The 23,805-nt window shown below is 59.7% G+C and carries 17 protein-coding genes; all 17 read left to right on the top strand.

What is annotated here, in order from left to right; genetic code table 11:
- The first annotated feature begins 5 nt into the window (after window positions 1-5).
- The 17 genes from ACZ6WW_RS22735 (at window position 6) to ACZ6WW_RS22655 (ending at window position 23,800) form a co-directional block, all read left to right on the top strand.
- The gene (locus ACZ6WW_RS22735; protein ID WP_465276229.1) at window positions 6-377 is read left to right on the top strand and encodes a flagellar basal body rod protein FlgB; all 372 of its coding nucleotides are present in this window, start codon (window positions 6-8) and stop codon (window positions 375-377) included.
- 2 nt (window positions 378-379) lie between these two features.
- The gene (locus ACZ6WW_RS22730) at window positions 380-796 is read left to right on the top strand and encodes a flagellar basal body rod protein FlgC (protein WP_465276228.1); all 417 of its coding nucleotides are present in this window, start codon (window positions 380-382) and stop codon (window positions 794-796) included.
- Window positions 793-1,089 carry a flagellar hook-basal body complex protein FliE gene (gene fliE, locus ACZ6WW_RS22725; RefSeq protein WP_465276227.1) on the top strand — a complete coding sequence of 99 codons (297 nt, stop codon included), beginning with the start codon at window positions 793-795 and terminating at the stop codon, window positions 1,087-1,089. The genes ACZ6WW_RS22730 and fliE overlap by 4 nt, the downstream gene beginning before the upstream one ends.
- A gap of 58 nt (window positions 1,090-1,147) precedes the next feature.
- Window positions 1,148-2,557, top strand: a complete 1,410-nt coding sequence (fliF, locus tag ACZ6WW_RS22720) for a flagellar basal-body MS-ring/collar protein FliF (RefSeq protein ID WP_465276226.1) — start codon at window positions 1,148-1,150, stop codon at window positions 2,555-2,557.
- A complete protein-coding gene (locus tag ACZ6WW_RS22715) occupies window positions 2,554-3,006 on the top strand; it encodes a hypothetical protein (RefSeq protein ID WP_465276225.1) in 453 nt (150 codons plus the stop codon). The genes fliF and ACZ6WW_RS22715 overlap by 4 nt, the downstream gene beginning before the upstream one ends.
- A complete protein-coding gene (locus ACZ6WW_RS22710) occupies window positions 3,003-3,647 on the top strand; it encodes a FliH/SctL family protein (RefSeq protein ID WP_465276224.1) in 645 nt (214 codons plus the stop codon). The genes ACZ6WW_RS22715 and ACZ6WW_RS22710 overlap by 4 nt, the downstream gene beginning before the upstream one ends.
- On the top strand, window positions 3,647-4,981 hold the full coding sequence (locus tag ACZ6WW_RS22705) for a FliI/YscN family ATPase (RefSeq protein ID WP_465276223.1): 1,335 nt from the start codon (window positions 3,647-3,649) through the stop codon (window positions 4,979-4,981). Before ACZ6WW_RS22710 ends, ACZ6WW_RS22705 begins: the two co-directional genes overlap by 1 nt.
- Complete coding sequence (locus ACZ6WW_RS22700) at window positions 4,978-5,436, top strand: hypothetical protein (protein ID WP_465276222.1); 459 nt, start codon at window positions 4,978-4,980, stop codon at window positions 5,434-5,436. The genes ACZ6WW_RS22705 and ACZ6WW_RS22700 overlap by 4 nt, the downstream gene beginning before the upstream one ends.
- Entirely contained in the window at window positions 5,433-6,287 is an 855-nt protein-coding gene (locus tag ACZ6WW_RS22695) for a hypothetical protein (RefSeq protein WP_465276221.1), read from the top strand. Before ACZ6WW_RS22700 ends, ACZ6WW_RS22695 begins: the two co-directional genes overlap by 4 nt.
- Window positions 6,277-6,696, top strand: a complete 420-nt coding sequence (locus ACZ6WW_RS22690) for a flagellar hook assembly protein FlgD (RefSeq protein ID WP_465276220.1) — start codon at window positions 6,277-6,279, stop codon at window positions 6,694-6,696. The genes ACZ6WW_RS22695 and ACZ6WW_RS22690 overlap by 11 nt, the downstream gene beginning before the upstream one ends.
- 12 nt (window positions 6,697-6,708) lie before the next feature.
- Window positions 6,709-7,878 carry a flagellar hook protein FlgE gene (locus tag ACZ6WW_RS22685; RefSeq protein WP_465276219.1) on the top strand — a complete coding sequence of 390 codons (1,170 nt, stop codon included), beginning with the start codon at window positions 6,709-6,711 and terminating at the stop codon, window positions 7,876-7,878.
- A 4-nt stretch (window positions 7,879-7,882) separates the two neighbouring features.
- Window positions 7,883-8,662, top strand: coding sequence for a hypothetical protein (locus ACZ6WW_RS22680; RefSeq protein WP_465276218.1), 780 nt, complete (start codon window positions 7,883-7,885; stop codon window positions 8,660-8,662).
- Window positions 8,659-8,964, top strand: a complete 306-nt coding sequence (locus tag ACZ6WW_RS22675; RefSeq protein WP_465276217.1) for a FliM/FliN family flagellar motor switch protein — start codon at window positions 8,659-8,661, stop codon at window positions 8,962-8,964. The genes ACZ6WW_RS22680 and ACZ6WW_RS22675 overlap by 4 nt, the downstream gene beginning before the upstream one ends.
- A 77-nt stretch (window positions 8,965-9,041) precedes the next feature.
- Entirely contained in the window at window positions 9,042-9,350 is a 309-nt protein-coding gene (locus ACZ6WW_RS22670; protein WP_465276216.1) for a hypothetical protein, read from the top strand.
- Window positions 9,350-10,093 carry a flagellar type III secretion system pore protein FliP gene (gene fliP, locus ACZ6WW_RS22665; protein ID WP_465276244.1) on the top strand — a complete coding sequence of 248 codons (744 nt, stop codon included), beginning with the start codon at window positions 9,350-9,352 and terminating at the stop codon, window positions 10,091-10,093. The genes ACZ6WW_RS22670 and fliP overlap by 1 nt, the downstream gene beginning before the upstream one ends.
- A gap of 14 nt (window positions 10,094-10,107) precedes the next feature.
- A complete protein-coding gene (locus ACZ6WW_RS22660; protein WP_465276215.1) occupies window positions 10,108-10,815 on the top strand; it encodes a sigma-70 family RNA polymerase sigma factor in 708 nt (235 codons plus the stop codon).
- Window positions 10,816-11,008: 193 nt separating this feature from the next.
- Complete coding sequence (locus tag ACZ6WW_RS22655; protein ID WP_465276214.1) at window positions 11,009-23,800, top strand: LysM peptidoglycan-binding domain-containing protein; 12,792 nt, start codon at window positions 11,009-11,011, stop codon at window positions 23,798-23,800.
- The last annotated feature ends 5 nt before the right edge of the window (window positions 23,801-23,805 follow it).

Raw genomic sequence — 23,805 nt, 5'->3', positions numbered from 1 at the left:
CGGCCATGGATATAACCACTGAAGCATTGCGGCTAAGTATCAATATGGCGCGAGAGCGCGCCGAAGTGGCGAGCATGAATATCGCCAATGTCGACGTGCCGGGCTACCGCCCGCAGCGCGCGGATTTCGGCCAGGCCGTTGGCTTGCTGCAGCAGGCCGTCATGCAGCCATCGATGGAGGGGGATCGCTTGCACGCGGTCTCCATGTCGTCGTTGAAGGCCTCGGTGCATGCATCCGATCCGGACCCGACCGCGCCCATAAATCTCGACAACGAAGTGGCCGAGCTGGAAACCGCGGGTGTCGATTTTCAAGCCATGTCCACGGTGATGTCGCGCCGCTTCGCCCTTATGCAACTGGCCCTGGCCGGGAAGAACTGATCATGAGCATCGATTCTATTTTTGCCGCGTCGCGTTACGGCCTCGAGTTCGAGCGCCTGCGACTGGAAGCGGCCAGCCATAATATTGCCGTTGCCAACACACCGAATGAACCGGGCCATCCGGCCAGGCTGATGCATGTGGCCGCCGGTGTTGGTGCGGGCTTCGACGAATCGCTGGGCGTCCACGGCGGCATGGGCACGCCGGTGATGCTGGGCAGCGATGCCGACAATCGACAGGTACACGATCCTTCCGATCCTGCGGCTGACAAGAACGGCATGGTCAGCTATCCACGCGTGGATATGGTTTCCGAAATGGGCGCCTTGCTCGAAGCCAATCGTGCCTATGAGGCGAATGTGCGTGCCTTCAATACGCTGCGCAGCATGGCCTTGCGTGCGCTGGACATGGGCGGCGACGCATGAACATCAACCCGGTAGACGCGATATCGATTCAGGGCCTGGATATGCCCGAGCGCAGCGGCGCCATTCAAACCGGCCCGGCGTTCGCACAGATGATCGGCCATCAGCTGGAGCAGATCGATGGCAGCTTGAACCAGGCCGACGCTGCCGCGCGTGCGATGGCGGCAGGCAACGACGTACCGGTTCACGACGTCATGATCGCGATGGAGCAAGCCCACCTCAAATTGCAGTTCGCCGTCGAGGTGCGCAACCGCGTTATCGATGCCTATCAGAACCTCACCAGCATGCAGGTTTGACGTCTGGCCGCGAGGCCTGGTTTGGGTAGTGCCGTAAGCAAGGGAATCTGGAGTACGTATGCCGCAGTTTTTCTCAAGCATGACTACGCGTGCGCGTTTCGCGTTCGGCGCAGGCCTGCTGCTGATCGCCGTGCTGGTAAGCATGGGCGCATGGTGGGTTACACACCCGCCTTATGGCGTGCTGTTTCGCGATCTGCGCGATTCGGATGCGGCGGAGATTTCCTCCACGCTGGGCCAGCTGCAAGTACCTTATCGCTTGGCGGACGAAGGCAAGACTATCCTCGTTCCAGCCGAGTCGGTGTACGAGACGCGCATGAAGCTGATCTCGCAGGGCGTGCCCAAGGGCGGCAGCGTGGGTTTTGAGCTGTTCAAGGATTCCGATTACGGCGTGACGGAGTTCGCCCAGAAGGTCAACTTTCAGCGCGCGTTGCAGGGTGAGTTGGAGCGTACGATCGCATCGCTGGATGAAGTGTCATCGGCGCGAGTTCACCTGACCATTCATCATGCTGACCTGTTTCAGTCGGACCCGACGCCATCGAAAGCGTCCGTCACGTTGACGCTGCGCCCGAAGAAACACCTCGACGCACGTGAAGTCGCCGGCGTACAACGCCTGATTGCTTCGGCCGTGGATGGTCTGGCACCCGATACCGTTGTGGTGCTGGACGACAAGGGCATGGTGCTATCCGGTTACAGCGCGACCGGGCAGGCCGGGGCGGCATCCGGCGACAGCCTCGACGCGCAGGCGCAAATGGAAACACAGCTTCGAACACGCGTGGGCGAACTGCTGCATCGCGTACTGCAGACCGAGGATTTTACGGTGTCGGTCGACGTGCGTCTGAACTACGACCACGTCAAACAGGTCCGCGAGCAGTTGATTGCGCAGGGCAAGGACGGCAATGGCCTGCTGGTGCGCGAGAAGGTGGATTCCACCGGGCGCCTGGCAGATGACGTCGACGCCGATCATGCCAAGGGTGGCAACACCAGCAACAATCGCGAGCTCGAATATGCCCACGGACGGGAGCAGGAAGAGATCGATCGGGCTCCCGGGCGCATCGAGCGCATCTCGGTCGGCATCGTTGTGCCGGCGGCGCTTCCTGCCAGCCAGCTGACCAAGCTGTCTGATGTGGTCTCGGCTGGCCTGGGACTGGACGCCTCACGAGGCGACAAGGTCGATATCGCCGCGATCGCGCCGCCCGAGCGGGTTGTCGCGGCGGTTGCGCAGAAAACCGATTCAGCGGTCGTGGACGATAAGTCGACGGCTGGTGCCGATGAACCGCACGGCTCGAGTTTTGCCAGTGAGCATGGCTGGGTCTATGCCGTATTCGCCTTGTTGATCATGGTGGTCATTGGTGCCTTCGTCATGGCAGCGCGCGGCGGTACGCCGCAGCGTCGCCTGACGCGGTCCGAGCGCGAAGATGCGCTGCTTCGCCTGCGTCAGTGGATCGAATCGAGTGGAGTCGAGCGATGAGCAGCGTGGAATTGCGCAAGGCGGCGCTCGCGCTGGCTGCCATGCATCCGGCGGACCGACGCTGGATGCTGGCCAGGCTACCGGCAGCCTCGCGTTCCACACTCGATTCCTTGATCACGGAAGCAAGGCGCTATACCGCCCTGGACAGCGACACCTTGCAGGCGGTGCTTTCCGATCAACCCGCCTATCTCGTGCATGAAGTGCCTCCTCCGGACGTGCTTATTGTGGTGTTGGACCGTCTCTCGGCCGCCTGGGCTGCGCGGATACTGCACGCGGTGGCGCAGGACCATGCGGAGATTTACCTGGCTGCGTGCACGAAGTTGCGAGCGGACGCCGTTCGCCAGGAAATGGGACGGCTACCGGAGACATTTCCGCGAGCCATGGCCGTGGCGCTTGGCGATTACCTCACCGAGGCGGCGCAGGCAGCGCGCACGGGAGAGATTCGATGATCAGGCGTGTGGCGGCGAACACGGTGATGGAATCGCTTGCGCGCCGCGCGGTGGCTGGTGGAGAAACGGTGCCCACCTCTTTGGCCGCGGCGGTCGCTGATGACATCGACGCAGCCGCGTACCGAAAGGGTTACGGCGAAGGCTTTGAAGCGGGTGAGCAGGATGGCTTGCGGGACATGGAACAACGCAAGCTGGAACTCGAAGCACGGGCGAAGGATGCCATGGATGCCGAGCTCCGTGTCCTGGCTGAAAAGGAGCGCCAACTGGATGCCCTGATTCAGGGCGTGGAAGGAGCATTGCAGCGGTACGAGCAGGGTATGCAGGAGCTGGCTTTTGAGCTGGCGTTGCGTTCGCTCAGTCACTTGTTCACGGCATCGGAAAGCGATCGCGCCGTACTTGCGCGATTGTGCGAGAGCATGGCCCACGAACATCGCGGCAAAGCCTTGCATATGGCGGTTTCGCCTGAGGACCGCACGCTGTTGCCGGAGCGCATGGGAGGCATCGAGATCGTCGAAGCGGTAGATCTATTGCCCGGTAGCTGCCGCATCGTAGGCGAGCGTGGCGATATGGAAAGCGCGGTAGACGTTCGCCTGGCCGCCATCTACGACAGCATGCTCGGTGCTCTTGGAGTCAGGCGCTGATGCACTTTTCCGCGGCTCTGGATCGTTATGACAACCTGCTGGTTAGTCAGCAGTTGACGGGCGGCTATGGGCGTCTGCTCAGTTACAACGGCCTGGTCATCGAAGCGCAGGGCCCCGATCTGAAGGTTGGCGAACTTTGTGAAGTAGCCCTCGGCGATGGCAAACCCAGCGTCATGGCCGAAGCGGTCGGTTTTCGCGATGGGCGTTTGTTGCTGATGCCATTCGGCCATCTCCGCGGGGTCGCCGCGGGAGCGCGCATCCGTTCACTGGGGCGCTCGCTGCGCATTCCAGTTGCGCGCGAGATGATTGGTCGTGTTATCGATGCCTTTGGCGATCCGCTGGATGGTGGTCCGGGCATTGTGGCCGAAAGCTATCGAGATGTTCAGCCGCAGCCCATCAATCCGATGCAGCGCGCACCTCTCGAGCATGCGCTTGAAACAGGTGTGTCGGCGGTGGATGCCGTGATGCCCCTGGCCAAAGGACAGCGCGTCGGTGTCTTTGCCGGCAGTGGCGTGGGTAAAAGTACGCTGCTTGGCATGATGGCCCGACACGTTCAGGCGGATGTCGTCGTGGTGGCCATGATCGGCGAGCGCGGCCGTGAAGTAGGCGACTTTCTGGAAGAGTCGTTGGGCGAGATGGGACGCCGACGCTCGGTCATGCTCGTGGCGACGGCGGATCAGCCGGCGCTGGTGCGTACGCATGCTGTTCACGCCGCCCACGCCGTCGCCGAATATTTTCGCGATCAGGGTTTGGATGTCCTGCTTATCGTCGACTCGATCACCCGTTTCGCCATGGCGCAACGTGAGGTGGGGCTGGCGGTGGGCGAGCCACCGACGTCACGTGGCTATCCGCCATCCGTCTTTAACCTGCTTCCGAAGATTCTCGAGCGCGGTGGTCGCATGCGAGAGGGTGGTTCGATCTCAGGCATCTACAGCGTGCTCGTCGAGGGAGACGATATGAACGAGCCGGTGGCCGATAATATGCGTGCCATCCTGGATGGCCATATCGTGCTGTCACGCGACCTTGCCAGCCGTGGGCAGTTGCCCGCGATCGACCTGCTGTCCAGCGTCAGTCGACTGATATCGCGAGTTGCCGATGCTTCCGAACGGGAACTGTCCACGCGTATCAAATCGATTATTTCGACCTATGAAACATCGCGCGACCTGGTCGACATGGGTGCTTATCACGCCGGATCCAACGCCGCTCTCGACGAAGCGATCGCGCTGTATCCACGCATCGTGGACTGCCTGAATCAGCAACCTGGCCAGTCATCCACGCGACGTGAAAGCGTCGAGCGCTTGTGGTCCATCGTGTCGGCGGGAGCGTCCGCATGAAGGCGACAAGAAGCAGACTGCGTTCGTATCAAGCGCTCCTGCGCATGGCCCAGGTACGTGAGTCGTTGGCGGCCGCCGAGCTTGCCGAGGCGGCGACCGAAGAACGCGCACGTCGCACGCGTCAGCAGACGGTGCAAGATCAATGTGCCGAGGTTGAGGGCGCCGTCGCGCTTTGTCTTGCCAGTGACGTGCTGGTGGATATGTCTCGTTATGACATGCTTTCGCGGCTTGATGCCGCGTTGACCCATCAGCTCGGCGAGGTTTCCGAACAGCTCGCCGAAGCCGAGCGATCGACGCAGGAGAAGGCTGTCGCGAACTGGCAGGCCAAGCGTTACCGCGAGCGCGCCAGCGAGCAATGGGACATCGCCCGGCAAACGTTGCGCCGTGAACATCTGGCAAAAGGCCAGGCGGAGGCGATCGAGCTATGGGTCGATCGTCGCGGGGAGGACGCATGAACGGTATTGCCGGTATCGATTCCGGTTCTCCATGGCTTGCGCGCGATAACGCCGGCGCGTCGCCCGCGCATGATTTTGCCGATGAATTGGCCAAGGATGAACCGCGAACCGCGTCACATGGGGCACCTGCGAAGGAACGACCGCGCGATTCGAGTGTGGCTACGGAGCTTGGCGGCCAAACCGAGGTAGAGAGTTCGGATAGCCGATTGGACGAATCGCCACGGGCGATCCTGCCTGCCGATGCGTTGTCCGATCTGCCGATAGAGCAACAGCAGGCGTTGCAGCCAGTTGCTCCCGTTGGAATCACCCAGGCGTTTATAGGGGCCCGTGTCTTCGGCTTGCATCTTTCGGCCCAAGGTTATCTCTCGGTACTTTCCGCGGCTCAGCTCGCCGATGAAGGTCGCCCGGGACAGATGTCGTCGGTGGACATCGCGGCGACCATGGCATATGAACAAGACAACGCCCTAAGCGCTACGGCCCGGCCGTCAGCCGCCGAAGTGCTCACGTCGATGCCTGTCGTTGCCTCAATGGGCATGCAGACAGGATCGCTCGCTCAGTTCGAGCTGGATGGTGCACATACCGCCGTCACTTCGGAGGCGCTCGGTGGTGCGCCCGCGTCTGCCGTCATGTGGCCCGAGCGCGTCATTCGCACCGTGCGCGATTCCAACCAGGGGCTGTCGATCTGGCTGCGCGACTACCGCACCAACGCCGATGAGACATCGAAGCTTGTCGGTCAGCTTATCGAGCATGCCCGGATCCACGGCGAGCATCTCAACAGAATTATTCTGAACGGCCGCGAGGTATGGACCTCGCGCGGCGGCACAAACCAGGGAGACGCTTATGTCGGTTGATGCGATTGGCAGTGCACTGAACACCACGGACCCATCCGGATTGCCTAATTCAGGCATCAACGAACAGGACTTCATCCAGCTGTTTGTCAGCGAGCTGCAGTTTCAGGACCCCACGCAGCCGTTGGACAACAGTCAGTTTCTGACCCAGCTTGCGCAATTCGTGAGTATCGAGCAGCAGAGCGAAGAAGTTGGCGGCATCAATAACCTGTTGACCCTTGATGCCAACGACCAGTCGTTGGGCCTGCTTACACACACCGTGCAGGTCACCAATGCGGATGGCTCGACCACATCGGGCAAGGTCACCGGCATTCAGTATGGAACCAGCGGCGTGCAGCTGACCGTGACCACGTCCAGCAACAACGTAATTACCGGTCTGTCGCTATCGCAGATTCAGCTGGTCACCCCTTAAGGAGGCGATGCCATGAGCACCAATATCATGCAGGCGTTGTACAACAGCGTGTCGGGTCTCTTTGGATTCTCCCAGAGCCTGAACACGATCAGCGACAACATCAGCAATATGAACACGCCGGGCTTTCGCGGAAGCGACTCGTTCTTCGAGAACGTGATGGACGATGACGGCACGCGTGTCGCCGGCACAGGGCAAGACCTGACCGAGGGTCAGATCCAGCAAGCAAGCAGCGATACCGATGTCGCTATCCAGGGTGATGGATTTTTCATCCTGAAAGATCCGCAGGGCAATCTTTACTACACGCGTGCAGGTCAGTTCGAGCTGAACGACAAGGGTTTGCTGGTCGACTCGGTCAACAAATATGTCGTGCAAGGCTATGATGCCAGTGGAAACTTTGGACCCATCGATGTGAGCGCGGTGAAGTCATTGCCGCCGCAAGCTACCACTACCGTGAACATGACCGGCAACGTCGCCGGCAGCCCGACCGATACCGTCAACAATGTGACGATCTTCGATGCACAGGGTGTTTCTCACGTGCTTACGGTGACAATGACCAGTGACACCACGGTCGCGCCGGGGAACTGGGACGTGGCCATTACCGACTCGACCGGTGCCTCGGTGGGTAGCGGCCAGATTCGTTTCAGTACCGCCGACAGTACGCCGGAGGCCGGCTTTAACCAGATCACCGTAACGCACGCATTTGGCGCGCAATCGCAAGCGGTGGTGTTCAATTTCGGCACGCCCGGTAGTTTCAGTGGCGCAACGGCTGTCTCCGGTGATGCGGCGTCATTGGCGGCCAACGTGAAGGATGGCCACGGCATCATCGGGTTGAACAGCCAGAGCTTCGACACTAATGGTGTATTGCAGTTGACTTATGCCGATGGCGAAACCAAGGCAGGCCCTCAGTTGGCCCTGGCCTCTTTCAATGACGAGAGTTCGCTGCAGGCTATCCAGGGCAACTTGTATCTACCGCCGCAGAATCAGGTGGCCAATGTGGCCCGCGCCGGTTCGGGTGTGCTTGGCAAGATACAGGGCAGCAGCCTGGAAATGTCCAACGTCGATCTGACTCAGGAACTGGCCGACATGATCGTGATCCAGCGGGGTTATCAGGCCAGCTCTCGCGTCATGACGGTGTCGAGCGACATGTTGCAGCAGCTTTACCAGTCGACCCAAGGTAATTGATCTCGTGACGGACGAATTGCGTTTCGGCTGGATTGGCCATACACGTCGCGCCGCTTTGTTCAAGCAGCTATCCGGCTTGATCGAGGATTGGGCGCACGATTGGTGGGTTGGCGCGTCTCATGGCGTGGTCGAGCTGAGCATGATCGACGACACCCTGGATCGAACGTCATGGCAGGGCGTGCTGGTGTCCAGTTCCAGCGCAGGGACGGCCGCGGTCTATCTGGGCGGCAGGTCATTCGATGCTGTGGGAAGGCATCTGGCAGCCACAACCAGCGATGATGACATCGAGCTGGCCACGAAGCTGGGCGAGAAGGCTATCGGTGAGCTGGCGGCAATCATTCATAAGCGCGCCGGCAGTGCAGCAAACGGCGCGCCGACAAGGGCGTTGCTGCCCAGGATACTTTCGCATGGGCGGTTTGGTGCTTTTGGCGTCGAGATCAAGCTTGGGCGCCTGCAGTGGATGGTGCTTATCGATCGAGACCTGGGTGAACGCATGACGCCGCCGACGGCCCAAGCATCGCTGTCGCTGCATCGCCGTGATGTCGTGTTGGCGGGTGCGTCTGTGGATATCAAGGCGGTGATGCGCCTCGGTACGGTCGATCTTGCCAGTCTTTCGGGCTTGGCGATGGGTGAAGTGTTGATCGGGGACTGCCGGCTTGACGATCCCCTTCAGGTCCACATAGAGGGTAAGGGAGCTGTCGCGACAGGTTATATGCGGCGGCTGGGAACACATCGCGCGATCGTTATCGATAGCGCCATTTCGCAGGAAAATTTGTCGTCATGACTGAAGTAGTCGTTGCTCCCATCGAGCTGGAAGAGGCATCACATTCGCCCACCAGTTCCGATCCCCTGATCAAACGCAATCTGTCGTTGCTTGGACACGTCAACGTTCGCCTTGAGGTAGTTCTCGGTGGCGCCCAGATCAGCGTCGACCGCCTGTTTTCTCTCGGTAAAGGCGATTGCATCGCGCTGGACGCCGATCTCGACGCGATGGTGACCTTGCAACTGGACGGGAAGCCGATTGCACGAGGTCATCTTATGGCGGTCGGTGATTGTTTCGGCTTGAAGATCGCAGAAATCCTGTGAATCTCCCGATGCTCCCTATAACGGCTTTGGCTTGGCTTCCGGATGCCGCAGCCATCCCGTATCGGACGGACGCGGCGTTGTCAGGTGGAACGGTGTGGCTGGCCATGCTGGCCACGTTGTTGTTGCTGGTTGCATTGGTTGCCGTGCTGCTGTACTCGCGCCGCCGTGGCTGGCTTCCTGCGTCGACACGGCCTACGGCAGCCGGCGACACCACGGGTATTCGAGTACTCAGCAGCCGTCGTATCAGCATCCATACAACGGCGCACGTCGTCGAATATGCGCAGGGCACCTATCTGTTGACCGAGAGCGTTCGTGGCACTGCCGTGAACGTCGTCCCATTGCAGCGCCATGGAGTGGCACATGAACACGAAGGAGAGATGCCGTGATGTCGCCGCGGCGCTCGCTCGTCGTTTTTCTCCTACTGACGGGATTGATCTTCCCTATGGCGGGTTGGTGCGCCGATCCGATTCAGGATGCGATAGCGAAAGCGGCGTCGGAGGACTATTCACCCGTTCTACGTTCGTTTCTGTTGCTGAGCCTGCTGTCGTTCATCCCGCTGCTAGTCATTTCGCTGACCTCGTTCACCCGGATCATCGTGGTTTTGTCGTTGATGCGTAATGCGTTGGGTCTGCAACAGACGCCACCCAACAGCGTGCTGATCACGTTAGCGATGTTTCTCACCTTGTTTTCGATGAACCCGGTGTTTCAGCAGGCGAAGCAGACTGCACTGGACCCTTACCTCAGGCACGACATCCCTGCGCAAACAGCAGTTGTCCAGGCTTTTGAGCCGTTCAAGCTGTTCATGATCAAACAGACCCGCGAGGATGATCTGCTCGCGGTCGTTCGCATGTCCAAGTTGCCAGTGCCCAAGTCAGTCAACGACATCGGTGCGCTGCAGCTTGTTCCGGCATTCATGCTCAGTGAGCTGCGTACCGCGTTTCAAATCGGTTTTGTGATTTTTCTTCCGTTTCTGCTGATCGACTTGGTGGTAGCCGCCATATTGATGGCGCTTGGCATGATCATGCTTCCACCAACCACCATAAGCCTGCCGCTGAAGATTCTCTTGTTCCTGCTTATCAACGGGTGGACGTTGTTGGCACAGGCACTCTTGAGCAGCTATCACTTCTGAGGTGGGGCGAGCGTTTGGAGGTCGACGAGTTCAATCTTTGGCAATCCTGGCGCGGGCAGAACGATGTCAGTGCGCGAGATACGCTTGTCCTGAAGTATTCGCCCTGGGCGAGAATGCTGGCCAAGGACGTGTATTTGCGTGTTTATCGGATACGCGATGCGTGGCAGGACTGCGCTCAGAACGCGGTGGTGGGAATGCTTGAAGCGATGCAGCGTTTTGATCCAAGCATTGGCCCGACTTTCCAGACCTTTGCACGGAGCCGTGTGCGGGGTGCAGTCTTCGATGGCTTGCGCGAGCTGGATGACAGCTTTAGACAGCCTGGTGGCAGTGCCGAGCGTGATCATCTTGCAGAGCGTGTCGAATCGCTCCGTCCGGGGGCCGCCGATGGCGAGGACGATCCGCTCGAGGCATTCGTCAATACGACGGTAGGGCTCGGACTCGGTTTTTTGCTCGACATGCAGTCGATTCCCCAGCATGCGACATCGAATGATGCTTACAGCGAGACCGAGCGCGCTGCGTTGCATGTGGCGCTTGCCCGGCACCTCGAAAAGCTCGATGAGCGCGAACGGACGATTCTTACGCTCCATTATTATCATCAGCTTCCCTTCGTCGACATTGCCGGGCAGCTCCAGCTCACCAAGGGCAGAATCTCGCAATTGCACAAGCGCGCACTGGAGCGCTTGCGATGGATGTTGCGGGGGAGTCGCGCTGATGATTGGTAAATCGGCAATGAGTCATTGAAAAGTCGAATGTTCATTTACCGCGAGTCATTATCTTTTCGCAAGAAATTGTATTATCCGACAAGAAATTATTTTCGATCACCCCCTAAACTTTTCTCTCGATCCCGGGATAAGTCTCTTATATAGGGGATAGCCATGGTGGCGTCCCCCGCGCATTGACGGCGGAGAGCACCTCATGGTCGCAGTGGTATCGGGTAACGGACTGGGTCTGGGCAATACGTCGTTGACACAGCTGGGCCAGTCGCAAGGCGGCGCGGCGAGCCTGGGGCAGGCGGGCGGTGGGGCGTACGTCAACACGGCCAGCGGCAACCTGATCCTGCAAAACACGGACGAAGGCCTGCTGTTCGATGGCTTGCCGCTCAATGTACTGCGCAGCTACAACAGCCAGGGCCAGCTCAACGGGCAGAGCGACTGGCGCTACGGCTTCAGCCGTTCGGTCGGCGGCCTGACCGGTACGCTCAACACCGCCGGCAGCACGATCACCCGGACCGACGATGACGGTTCGACCGTCGTCTACAGTTATGACGCGACCCGCGGCGCGTATGTCAGCACGGGCCAGAACGGCGCCCTCGATACCCTGCGCTGGGATACGGGCAGCACGAGCTGGACCTTCAGCGATGCCGCCGACCAGGTGCAGGAAACCTATAACGCCAGCGGCCAGCTGACATCGCTGAGCGATACCGCGACGGGTGCGAGTTACAGCTTCAGCTATAGCAGTGGCCGGCTCAGCCAGATTGCGACAGCCGATGGCGATAGCCTGATCTTTGACTACAACACCGCCGGTCAGCTCATCGACCTCAAAGTTACCGAAGCCCCTGGCCCAACCAATATAGAGACGCGTCAGGCAAGTTATGGATACGACGCCCAGGGTCGCCTGACTTCGGTAACCGTCAATCTCACTTCGACTAGCGATCCAGCAGCTAGCGGCAGCTACACGACCACCTACACTTATGACGGCAGCAGTGACCGTATCGCGTCCATAACGCAGAGTGACGGAACCACGGTCAGTTACGGTTATACCGAGGACGCGGCGGGGGCTTACCAGGTCACTTCGATCATCACGGGCACTGGCGCCAACGCACAAACGGTGACGTTGAGCTACGGCGCCGGTAGTACCACGGTGAGCGATGCGCTTGGTCGCAGTACCACGTACCAATACGATACGACGGGTCGCCTTACGGCCGTCATCGCTCCGGCGGTAAATGGCACAAGTCCGATCACGCGCTACACATACGATGCCAATGGCAACTTGCTGACGAAGATCGATCCGCTTGGGGCTGTCACCTCGTACACCTACGACGCCAGTGGCAACTTGTTGAGCGTAGAAGATCCGACCGGCCACACGGTCAGCTACACCTACGATGGCAACGACCAAGTCACCAGCCAGACGCTGTATGCAGTCGCGGCACAAGGTGTGCTCGGGCAAAGTGGCTATGTGCCTCCGAGTGGCGCGCAGACGACGTACAACGTCTACGACAGCCAAGGGCGCTTGAGCTATGTAATCGACTCGCTGGGCGGCGTCACCGAGTACGACTACGCGACGCAGGCAGGCATCAGTGTCCTGGCAAGCACCAAGCGGTACACGGATGTGACCTATCCGACCAGCGGCTTGAGCCCGACAACCTTGCCAACGCTGGGGAGCATGCAGGCGTGGGTAGCCAGTGCCGCAGTACAGGCCGTCCTGAGCGGCATGCTCCGCTCCGACTATACCTACGATGTGCGTGGCCAGTTGAGCAAGCAAATCCAATGGAGCACTCTGGATGCACAAGGTAACGGCACGCTAAGCAGCGATCCCGATGCCGTGGTGACAATCTATATCTACGATGCCAAGGGGCAACTGTTACAAAAGGGCATGTTGGCTGCCTCTGATCGAAGCTGGCCTGAGACGTTGACCGACTATGCCTACGACGTGCTGGGCCGACTATTGACGTTGGACGACAACGGCACGATCACCACATACAGCTACACCGATGCCACCAATACACGGGTTACTACCCAGTCCGACAATCTGTTGGTCACCACGCAGGTTTACAGCAATACCGGCTTGCTGTTGAGCACTACCCAGTTGGCATATCCCGGGAATCCGGGAGACGAGCGCACGACGACCTACAGTTACGACGCGGCCGGGCAATTGCGTTCAGTGACTGATCCTTCCGGCGCTACAACCTATACCTTCTACGATGCAGATGGTCGTGTCGCCGGTACGGTCGATCCAACCGGTGCGGTTACGGCTTACACCTATGATGCTGACGGCAGGGTGATTTCAACGACATCCTATGCGACGGCGATCAGCACGGCGGGCTGGCCTGGCAGCTTGCCGGCCAGCCTCCCGACTGTCACGACGAGCCCCAATGATCGCATCACGCACACGGTCTACGATGCGGCTGGTCGGATCGTTGCCACTGTCGACCCTGTGGGTGCCGTAGTGACGACTACTTACGATGGCGTCGGTGAAGTGGTTGATACGCGTGCCTATAGCCAATTGCTGACTGGCACGGCACTGACCGCATTCCTGGCAAACCCGAACTTGTCCTCGCTGCCTACGTCTGCGACCGACCGCGTCAACCAGACGTTCTACGATGCCGATGGCAACGTACTCGCAACAGTCGATGCGGGCGGCAACGTAGTACGCCATGTTTACAACGCTGCTGGTCAAGAAACGGAGACACTGGCCTACGACACACCTGTCAGCGGCATATTCGCCAGCTATACGTCGCTGCAAGCTGCGCTGACGACTAGCGCGCAGGATCAGATCACGCACACGTACTACGACGGCACCGGCGCGGCAGTAGCTCAGATCGACGCCGACGGCTATCTGACGACAACCTTGATGGACCAGACCACCAAGACAACTACGACCACTCGCTATTTCACAGCGCTGACAACGGCACAGATCGGTGCCTTGACTGGTACCGAGAATGTTTCTGCACTGGTGGCGCTACTGGGGCCTTCGCCAGCTGGCGAAACCAGTAGCTGCCAATATAACGGGCTAGGTCAAAAAACGACGGAGATAGCGGCCGATGGCACGATAACGCAGTACACCTACGATCAACTTGGAAGGCCTTCACAAACGATCGTGACACCAGCCAGTGGGCAGGGCGCGTCGCGTACGACGAGCACGGTCTACGATCCTTATGGTGACCTGGAGATCGAGGTCGATCCAGATGGGGCGGAGCCTAGTGATAACTACAATGTCCTTGGCAAGGTCAGCGTATCTTCGGATGCGCTTGGAAATGCGTTCTTCAGCTATTACGACGCCGACGGCCGTCTGGCCTATACGATCCAGGGGAACGTCTTCGGTCCGATCCGAAATGGACTCGGTTATCTGACTGCTTATACATACAATAACTTGGGTGAGTTGGTTGGCACCCGGCAGTTCGCAAACTCTATTTTTATGGTAGGTGGGTCATTCAACCCCTGGACAGTCACCCTGCCGCAAATCGCGACGACAGCCGCATCGCTCTCGTCGACGCAAGATCACGTCACGACGGTTACGTATACGCTCGACGGCCAAGTTGCCAGCACAACCGACGGCGACGGTTATCAGACGGACTATCAATACGACGCGTTTGGTGACCTGACCCAGGTACAACAGCAATTGACCCAGCCCGGTAGCGCCTTGAGCGCGACCAACAGCACGACTACTCGATATACCTATGACTCACTTGGCCAGCGTACCGCCGAAACAGATGCGGTGGGCAGCAGTGACTCGCGCACGATGGCAACTCAGTATGATGCTTTCGGTCGGGTAACCAAGGCCATTGATGGCCTGGGCAACACCATTAGCTACACCTATGACGCGCTGGGGCGTCAGACGAGCAGTAGCCAAATTGTTCAGGGCGTCAGCCGTACGGCAAGCGCCACCTACGATGCCTTTGGACGCGTGCTGACGCAGACCGATCCACTAGGCCGTGTCACCACGTACCAATATGACATCGCTCAACATCGTACGACCGTTACAACGCCAGATGCCATGGTTACGGTGACAGTCCGCGATGCGTTTGGCGACATCTTGACCGTGACCGATGGGTTAGGGCAAACGACGACCAGAACCTACGATGCTGCTGGTCGCGTGCTGACTGCAACCGACCCTTCAGGACAAACAACTTCCAATCAGTACGATCGTGACGGCGATCTTATCAGTACTACAGATGCGACCGGGCTGGTCACTACTTATACGTACGACACCTTTGGTCATGTCTTGACCCGGACAGTCGATCCATCTGGTCTGAACGAAGTCACGTTATACGGCTACGACTCATTCGGTCAGCTTGTGGACGTAACGGACCCGATGGGCGTGATTACGGTGTACGTATATGACGCCAACGGCAATGTATTGTCATCGAATCCTCATGGTCTGCTGACTTCGTATAGCTATGATGGAAACAATAACCTGACCCGTGTGATCGACCCCAATGGGAACATAACCCAGTATTTCTATAACGATCTCAACGAAAAGATTTTCTCAGTCGGTCCGGCGGGTGCGATTACTCAATACACCTACGATGCGGATGGCAGGGTTACAACCTCAACTACGTTTGCTACGCCGCTCACGATAGATCAGGTCTTGACGCTGTATTTGAACCCGAGCCTCACGGCACTCGAGAGTGTACTTCCGGCATCAAGTGCCAAGGACGCGTTCCAGCAGAATGTCTATGACGCTGCTGGCGAGCTGATTTATCAGCTCAACGGGGTATCGCTCAACGTTACGCAGTACACCTACGACGCTGATGGCAACCTCACTCACACAGTTGAGTACGCTTCACCCCTGTCCACCGGGACCGTCAGCAAGACAGCAACGCCTTCTGACATAGCGCCATTGGTTCATGCTAGCAGCCTGGATGTGGCCAACACGACGGCTTATGACGCGGTCGGCCGCCCGGTCTATCAAATCGATGGTACGGGTGACGTCACGCAGATTGACTATGATGCCGATGGTCACGTGGTACGTACCATCGACTATGCTACGCCGCTAAGTGCGACGACATTGCAACAGCTCGGTTCCGCGCCGACTGCGGATCAGATCGCCGCGCTGCTGGTACACACATCGGCTGATCGTACTACGTACACGTTCTACGATGCGGACGGGCGTGCGACGTTGACCATCGACCCGACAGGCTCGGCGATGGCTGTTACCTATGACGCCGCAGGTCGCGTTACCAGTACACGCGCTTATGCGGTTGCGCTGTCGGGGCTGGGTGTGGACCCAAGCCTGGAGCATGTCGAGAGCCTCTTGGTGCCCAGTGCGGGCGATCAGGTCAGTTACCGTGTTTACGATAAGCTCGGCGAACTGCGTTATGCCGTCGATCCCATGGGCTTTGTGACGGAGACACGTTATGACGCGAATGGTCACGTCATCGAGACACTAGCCTATCCCGGGGCAATCGATACTTCATCGGAAGTTGGGGCGCTTTCGCAAGGTACGGCACTAAGCTGGATCAGTGCGCAGGTTGGCGGCACGTCCGGACCCAATTCGGATAGTGCTGCTGAAGCGACGCTTTATTTGCGTGATGAAGTAGGGCGCGTTCGTTTTACAGTTCAGCAAAATGCCAATGGCACGCAAGGCACCATTGTCGAGCAGGATTACGACTCCAACGGCAATGTGATCGCGCTGATCCGATATGGGCAGACGGTGGCGCTGAGCCCGGGAAGCTCGCTTTCGACGCAGTTGACGACAGCCAGTATGGCAACGCTGGTCGCCGGTTTCACGGCTAAGCAGACCACCAGTTTGATCTACGACGCCGCCAACCGGCTGATCTACACGATCAACGCGGCCAACGATGTCGTGCAGACGACGTACGATGCGTTTGGCCGGGTCACGCAGGTGGCACAGATCGCCAACCCGATCGTGCTGCCGGGCACGTTGACGGCAAGCAACGTGGCTAGTGCGATCACCACCGCTGGTGGCTTGACCGGCGCACGCCTGAGCACGACGACCTACGATTCGCGCGGCGATGTGCTGGCCACTGGCGATGCGCTGGGTGTCAACGCCAGCTATACCTACGACGGCCGCGGCCTCAAGACCTCGATGACCAACCGCGACGGCGCGGTATGGCATTACAGCTACGATACCGCCGGTCGCCTGGTGCAGACGCAAAGCCCGGCCGTGACGGTCGGCAGCTACAGCCCGGTCGATGGCTCGTTCCAGACCGCGGCCAACCAGTTTGTCTACACCACCACGGTCTACGACGCCTTCGGTGAGGTGCACAGCGTCAGCCAGGGCTCGGGCAGCAGCGCGAGCACGATCGGCAGCATCACCACCACGACCTACGGCTACGACGCGGCCGGTCATCAGGTGCAGAGCACCAATGCGGTCAACATCACCACGCGCGTGACCTATAACGCGCTCGGCCAGGCGGTGGTGAGTCAGGATGGCAACGGTCACACCAGCTATCGCAGCTACACCCTCGACGGCCAGTTGGCCTACGCGATCGACGGCAATGGCGATGTCACCGCCTACACGTACGATGCCTACGGCAATCCAACCGGTGCGACGGCGTATGCCACCGCACTCAACATCGCGGCGATCACCGGCTGGAGTGCCGGCCAGCCGCTGAGCGTGGCCCAGGTGCAACAAGGCCTGGTGACGTCCGCCAAGGACCGCACGGTCACCACGACGTACAACCAGCTCAACCAGGTCACCCAGGTGCAGCAGTCGAGCATCACTTATGCGGCCTCGATGGGCGTGCTGGGCGGGACGGGCGCGACGGGTTCGCCGACCACGACGTATAGCTACGATGCCTACGGCAACGTCACCAGCACGGCGGTGTTGATCCAGGGCGCGATCACCTCGGGCAGCACCACGACACCGGCGATCTGGGCAACGACTTATACCTATTACGACGCGCTCAACCGCGCCGTGATGGTGGTGACACCCACCGGCGATTACACCGCCCCGCAAGGCTATGTGACGACCACCAGCTACGACACGTTTGGTGACGTCAGCACGGTCAAGCAGTACGCCCAGGCCATCAGCACGACCGCCCTCACGTCCACACCGCCGGCCTTGCCGGCGGCGGGCAACGCCACGATCGGCTTTGATCGCACCACGACCTACACCTACGATGCGCTCGGCCGCACGTTGAGCCAGACCGACACCGGCGCGATGGCGTACACCGGTGGCATAGTGGGTCTGCAAAACGGCACCACCAGCAACTACACGGCCAACAACGCCAGCAGCGTCACCAGCACCACGTACGATGGCGAAGGCCGGGTGCTGACGCAGACGGCCAATGGTGCGACGACCACCACGACCTACGATGCCCTCGGTCGCACGCTCAGCGTGACCGCGCCGGTGCGTCAGGTGCTGGTGAGCAACTGGCAGACTCTGCTGCTTCAGAATCCAAGCTGGGATCTGACCACCGCGGCACTGTACATCATGGTCAGCCCGGTAACGACCTATGTGTACGACGGCCACGGCAACGCGCTGAGCACGCATGTGGCCAGTGACACGCTGTCGACGCAGACCTGGTCGTACTACGACGCGATCGGCCGGATGATCGAGCAGTTCGATCCCACCGGCATCGCGCACTTTACGACCTACGACGGCAACGACAATGTCCTCACCCAGAGCTACACGCTGACCAATGCCACGCCGGTCGTGGTGACAACGACGCACTCCTACGATGCCAACAACCGTCAACTGAGTGTGGTCACGCAGCGTGCGGGCACGAGCACGCCTGACAGCGCGACCTATGTGAAGTACGACGCCTTTGGCGAGGTGGTGGCGCAGGGCGATGGTGTGATCAGTGCATCGAGCCCGACCGGCTACGAGCTTATCTACAGCTACGACAACGCTGGCAATCGGATCGCAGCACCTAACACCAGTAATGGGGCGATGCATACGCTCAGCTATGACCTGGCGGGACATCCGGTCGTCGATGTCAGCACGGTGACCGGTGGTAGTGCGCAGACCTGGACCCACGACGTGCTGGATCTGTCCGGCCGTGTCGTCACCGAGTACACGCCCACCAGCGTGGCCACCAGCGGCACCGCCAGTGCGACACCGGCGACCTATACGTACGACCGCTGGGGCAATGTGCTCACCCAGGTCGACAACAACGGCAACCGAACCATCTATGAATACGACAGCCAGAACCACCTGATCCAGCAGACCGAGGCGGCGGTGGTTGTGGTCTCGGAGACCGGTGCCTACAGCACGCAGAACCCGGTCAAGCAGTGGTTCTACAACGTCGCCGGCGAGTTGATGACCACCCGCGATGAGAACGGCCACTTCATCGACTATACCTATGACCCGGTAGGCCATCTGCGAGCACAACAGGATGCCACTGGCGCGTTCACGTTTACCGACTACGATGCGCTGGGCCGCGCGGTGGCGCAGCAGACGCCGACGGTGCAGACGGTCAACGGTCCGGTCGCGCCGATCAACAGCACTACGTATAACGCGCTCAATCAGGTGATCGGGCAGGGCGCGTTCCTGCAGGCGGGGCCGGGCCTGGCGCGCACGCTGCAGTCCGAAGGCAGCTATGTGCTCAACAGCCACGGCGATCGCATCCAGAGCACCGATGCGATGGGCAACACCACCCGCATCAGCTACGACAGCCAGCATCGGATCCTGACCAGCACCACGCCGTTGTCGGAGACGACGACGTATGTGTACGACGTCAATGGCCATCTGATCCACCAGACGTCGGCCGCTGGCTATACGCAAAGCTGGACCTACAACTACGTCGGCCAGATGCTCAGTCACGTCGACGAGAGCGGCGCAACCTATACCTACACCTACGATGCGTCCTCGGGGTTGCTGGTCACCGAGACCAGCAATTGGACCGCAACCGGTCCCAGCGGCTCGACCACCTCGACGCTGAACTTCCAGTACGAGGCCAACGGCGAGATCGCGCAGCTGAGCGAAACGGTGAACGGGCTCGCCTCGACATACGCGTATCAATACGACGCCGACGGTAACGAGATCCACGAAACCGACACCACGCAGGACGGTAGTGGTGCGCAGGTGGCGATGCAGACGCTGATCAGCTACGACAGCCACAACCGCCTGCAGGAAGTGACCGAGGAGAACGCCGCAGGCACCGTGGCGAACATGCGCACGGTGTATGTGTATGACGCGGTCGGCAATCGGCGTGCGGTGTTTGCGCAAAGCGCCTATGCCAATGGCACCACGGCGGCCACGCCGATCTCCCTGGGGACGGGTGTGCCTACGGTGACCGCGGCGCTGGCCACGCAGACGGTGCATCCAGGCGGTGCGGTGAACTACACCGTACCGGCGACCAGCTTCAGCGATCCGCTAGGTATGGGGTTGACCTATACCGCGACCGGCCTGCCGAGCTGGCTGAGCTTCAACGCCAGCACACATACGTTGACTGGCACAGCGCCGGCAACGCTTACCAGTTACAGCATTACCATCACGGCGACGGACGTGATGGGGCGCGCGGCGAGTAGCACGATAACGATCGTCGTGTCCTCGGCCCAGGCGCAATCCGCTGTGGCACTGACACCTGCTCCTGCGGCCATTCAGTCATCGACGCAGACAGCTGGCGTAGCAGCAGTGGCGAGTCCACAGTTGCGCCCCACCCCTGACTTGCTGCCCATTGATTCACCACCGCGTATCGGCATCGGCAGTCCGGCGCCACGCCCAGCACCGACTCCGACTCCGGTTCCCGTTCCGGTCCCGGCGCCAACGCCATCTTCGCCACCTCCACCTCCGCCGCCACCGCCGCCACCACCACCACCACCACCACCACCACCTGCGCCGATACCGGGCTTCGTGGCCAATTGGTTTACCTACGACAACGATAATCGTGTCCTGGTCGCTGACGGTAGCCTGCAGAATGGCCAGATCGTTATCAACAACAACGTCAACTCAGGCCAGAACGCGTACGACCAAGCCGGCAATCTTACGCAGTACACCGAGCTCAATGCGTCGGGGCAATTGTTGAGCGAGCGTGCCTTCTATGACATCCGTAGCAATCTGACCTTGCTGCAGGCGCAGACAACGGTCGGTGGAGTTTTTGCGAGCTATCAGTCCGGTGTGTACGACGCCGATGGCCATCTGACTCGTAGCACGACGTATCAGCTGCTGAACAATAATGAGGTCGGTGTCTTCAACGGTGCGCTGGTGAGCTTCCGTGACGATGGCTGGATCGCGAGCGATACGATCTACACCTACAACGGTGATGGCAGCCTGGTCGATCAAAGCATCTATGCCGAAGAATCGGCCCAGAATCTGATCAACCAGTATCAGACCGCCACTGCTGTACAGAGCAGCTCATACGCGATCCAGGAGACGTCTGGCCTGGGCGCCGCACCACAGCCTGGCAGCGCGACCGATGGCGCCCTGTTTCTGGTTACGGATAATAGTTACGCTGCGACCGGTGCCGGCTACGGCTACGATGCCGATCAAAATTTGCTGGGCTACCACGTTGTTACCGGCGGCGCGGGGACTATTTATAACGGTGCGCCGACGGCGAGTACGGTTGGCTATACCAACACTTATGCGCGCCAGACCGGCGCATTGATTGCCAGCACCACCGATACTGCCGGCAATATCACAACCAACACCTATAACGACTTGGGCGAGCTGACCAAGACGACGGGCCTGGCAGGTGGCACGCAGCAGACAACGGTCATGGCGTACACGGCCGATGGCCAGATCTTGCAGAAAACCACCTCGGTAGCGGGTCAGGCCAATGAGGTAACGAACTATCTGTACGCCCAGGACAACGGCGTGGGTAGCGAGGACAACCTCAAGGGTATCAATGTGCTGGCCACCACGGGTGGCTTCTCGGACGGCGTTCTAGGTACGCAGGGCTATACCGTGCAATCCGGCGACACGCTGGATTCCGTGGCACAACGGATGTTTGGCGACGGCAGCTATGCCTATCTGATCGCGCAGGCGAATGGCTTGCAGTTGGGAAGCCCGTTGACTGTTGGCATGATATTGCACATTCCGCAGGCCACGACCTCCAGTAATTCTGCGCATACATTTCAGCCGTATGCGCAGAGCGCGATTGTCAGCGCGAGCCAGTCGGCGTGCGTAACGACCGCGCAGATGGTGGCGTTGTCGATCGAGTCCGTTCTCAACCAGCAGTCCGCCGTCGCAAGCACCATTGCTCGGATCGAAGCCGAGGAAAACCCTGGTGTAGCCAGCACGGGCAGCACCATGGAGTACGCCAGGCCCGAGGCGTTCTCGGCTATTTCCGCAAATAGCGGCTCAAAGAGCGCTACAAGTGGCGAGTCCTCCTTCTCCGTGAGGCCGATGGCCTTCGTTATGGAAGAGGAGATTGCCGATGAGGATGACGATGACTACGGTGGTGGCGGCGGTGGCGGTGGTTCTGACGGTGGTGGCTACGACAATGGCTACAACGGCGATAGTGGCTACGACAACGGTGGCTACTATGACAATGGTGGTGATGATGGTGACGACAACGACAACGACAACGACAACGACAACGATCCGGGGAATGCTTCATCGCCTGCACCACCTGCACCTCCCGCTCCACCAGCGCCTTCGCCGCCGCCGCCGGACCCCAATCAGGCTGTAACCCTGCCCAGTACAACGGTAGTGGCGCCTCCATTACCGCCGCCGCCCGATGTCGGCCCCAATCAGCATATCGAAATACTGCCGGTGGCCGGTCCCCCGGTCGATGGGGTAATGAACATCAATATCTACGGCGGACGAAATTATCGGATCGTTGACGGGCCGGCACCCGAGCCAGCGCCTGCACCGCCAGCGTCGGAAGCTCCTGCGCCTGCACCGCCGGCACCAGACGTTCCCGCGCCTTCGCCGGCGCCTTCGCCTGATCCAATGCCCGGCATTCCGCCCTGGATGACGATTTATTTCAACTATCCGGGCAACGGCTATATGAATCCGACCGTGGGTTTTGGAGGCGGGGGTGGGTCGTCGCATGCCTCGGGTAGTCAGGGTGGTTCGGCGTCAGGAACGTCTTCGCCGCCTTCTGGCTCGACTGCCGGACCACCATCAACAGGAGTTACATATCCTGCTCCTATATTGCCTGGGACAACGCCTCAGCAACCAGTTCCTTGGGTGCCCGTTCCCAACTATCAAAATGGGAATGTAAATTGGCCCAACTTCAACGGGAACCTTACGGCGCCTGCATCCGGACAACGCACCGGGAATCTTTCACTTCCAGGCCCTGGTGGTGTGGGAATGGGGATTTTGACTGGCGCCAACTCGGTAACTGATGCGCTATATACAAAGGTTCCAGGGGCGGGTACATACGGCGAAATTGCGTCGACTGTGCCTGGTTACCAAGCCCACCATTTGAACCAGGACGCCGCATTTAAGGCAGCAATACCGTACAAAGATGGTCAGGCAATTCTTCTCAAAGGAAACGGCCTTAATGACCTGGGGTCTGCGCACTATCAAGTGCACGCTTCCCTGGAAAAATGGTGGCAGCCGTACAGGGAGACAGCAACCCGACCGACCAATGCTGAATATGTGCAGGCGGTTAAACAATCTCTTCTTGATGGGGGGCTTAGTCCGGCAGACGCTGAACGTTATGCTGAAGTGGCGAGACAGCAACTGCGTGCATCAGGCTTACCGGATGGCGATCTTGTGCCGAGAGTTCCCAAGAAGATCAACCAACCGGTCAAACAGGTGGTCGATCTCGATGTATGGGCTGCGCGAGGCCTCGCTAAGGACCTGGCTGTGGTTGGTCATGTTGGCGTTTACGTTGGAGCTGCGCTTGATGGTTACAGTTTGTATTCCAATTATCAGCAAAGTCTGCGCACAGGTGACTTCACTAACACGAAAAGCGAAGCTATCCGTATCGCAGGTGGTTGGAGTGGGGCTTACGTTGGTGCAGCAGCCGGTGCCGAATTTGGAGCTGGATTTGGCTTGGCCTTTGGTCCCGTAGGTGCCGTGGCGGGTGGTTTTGTTGGCGGATTGATAGGTGGCGGACTGGGCTATTTCGCCGGCAGCTATGAGTCGGTTGGTATCGCCCAGGATCTTGGTGTGCTCCCTCGTTAAATCAT

The sequence above is a fragment of the Dyella sp. NPDC103356 genome (assembly GCF_055584465.1).
Note: the sequence above shows the minus strand (reverse complement) of the source record. Positions and strands in the feature narration are given on the sequence as shown.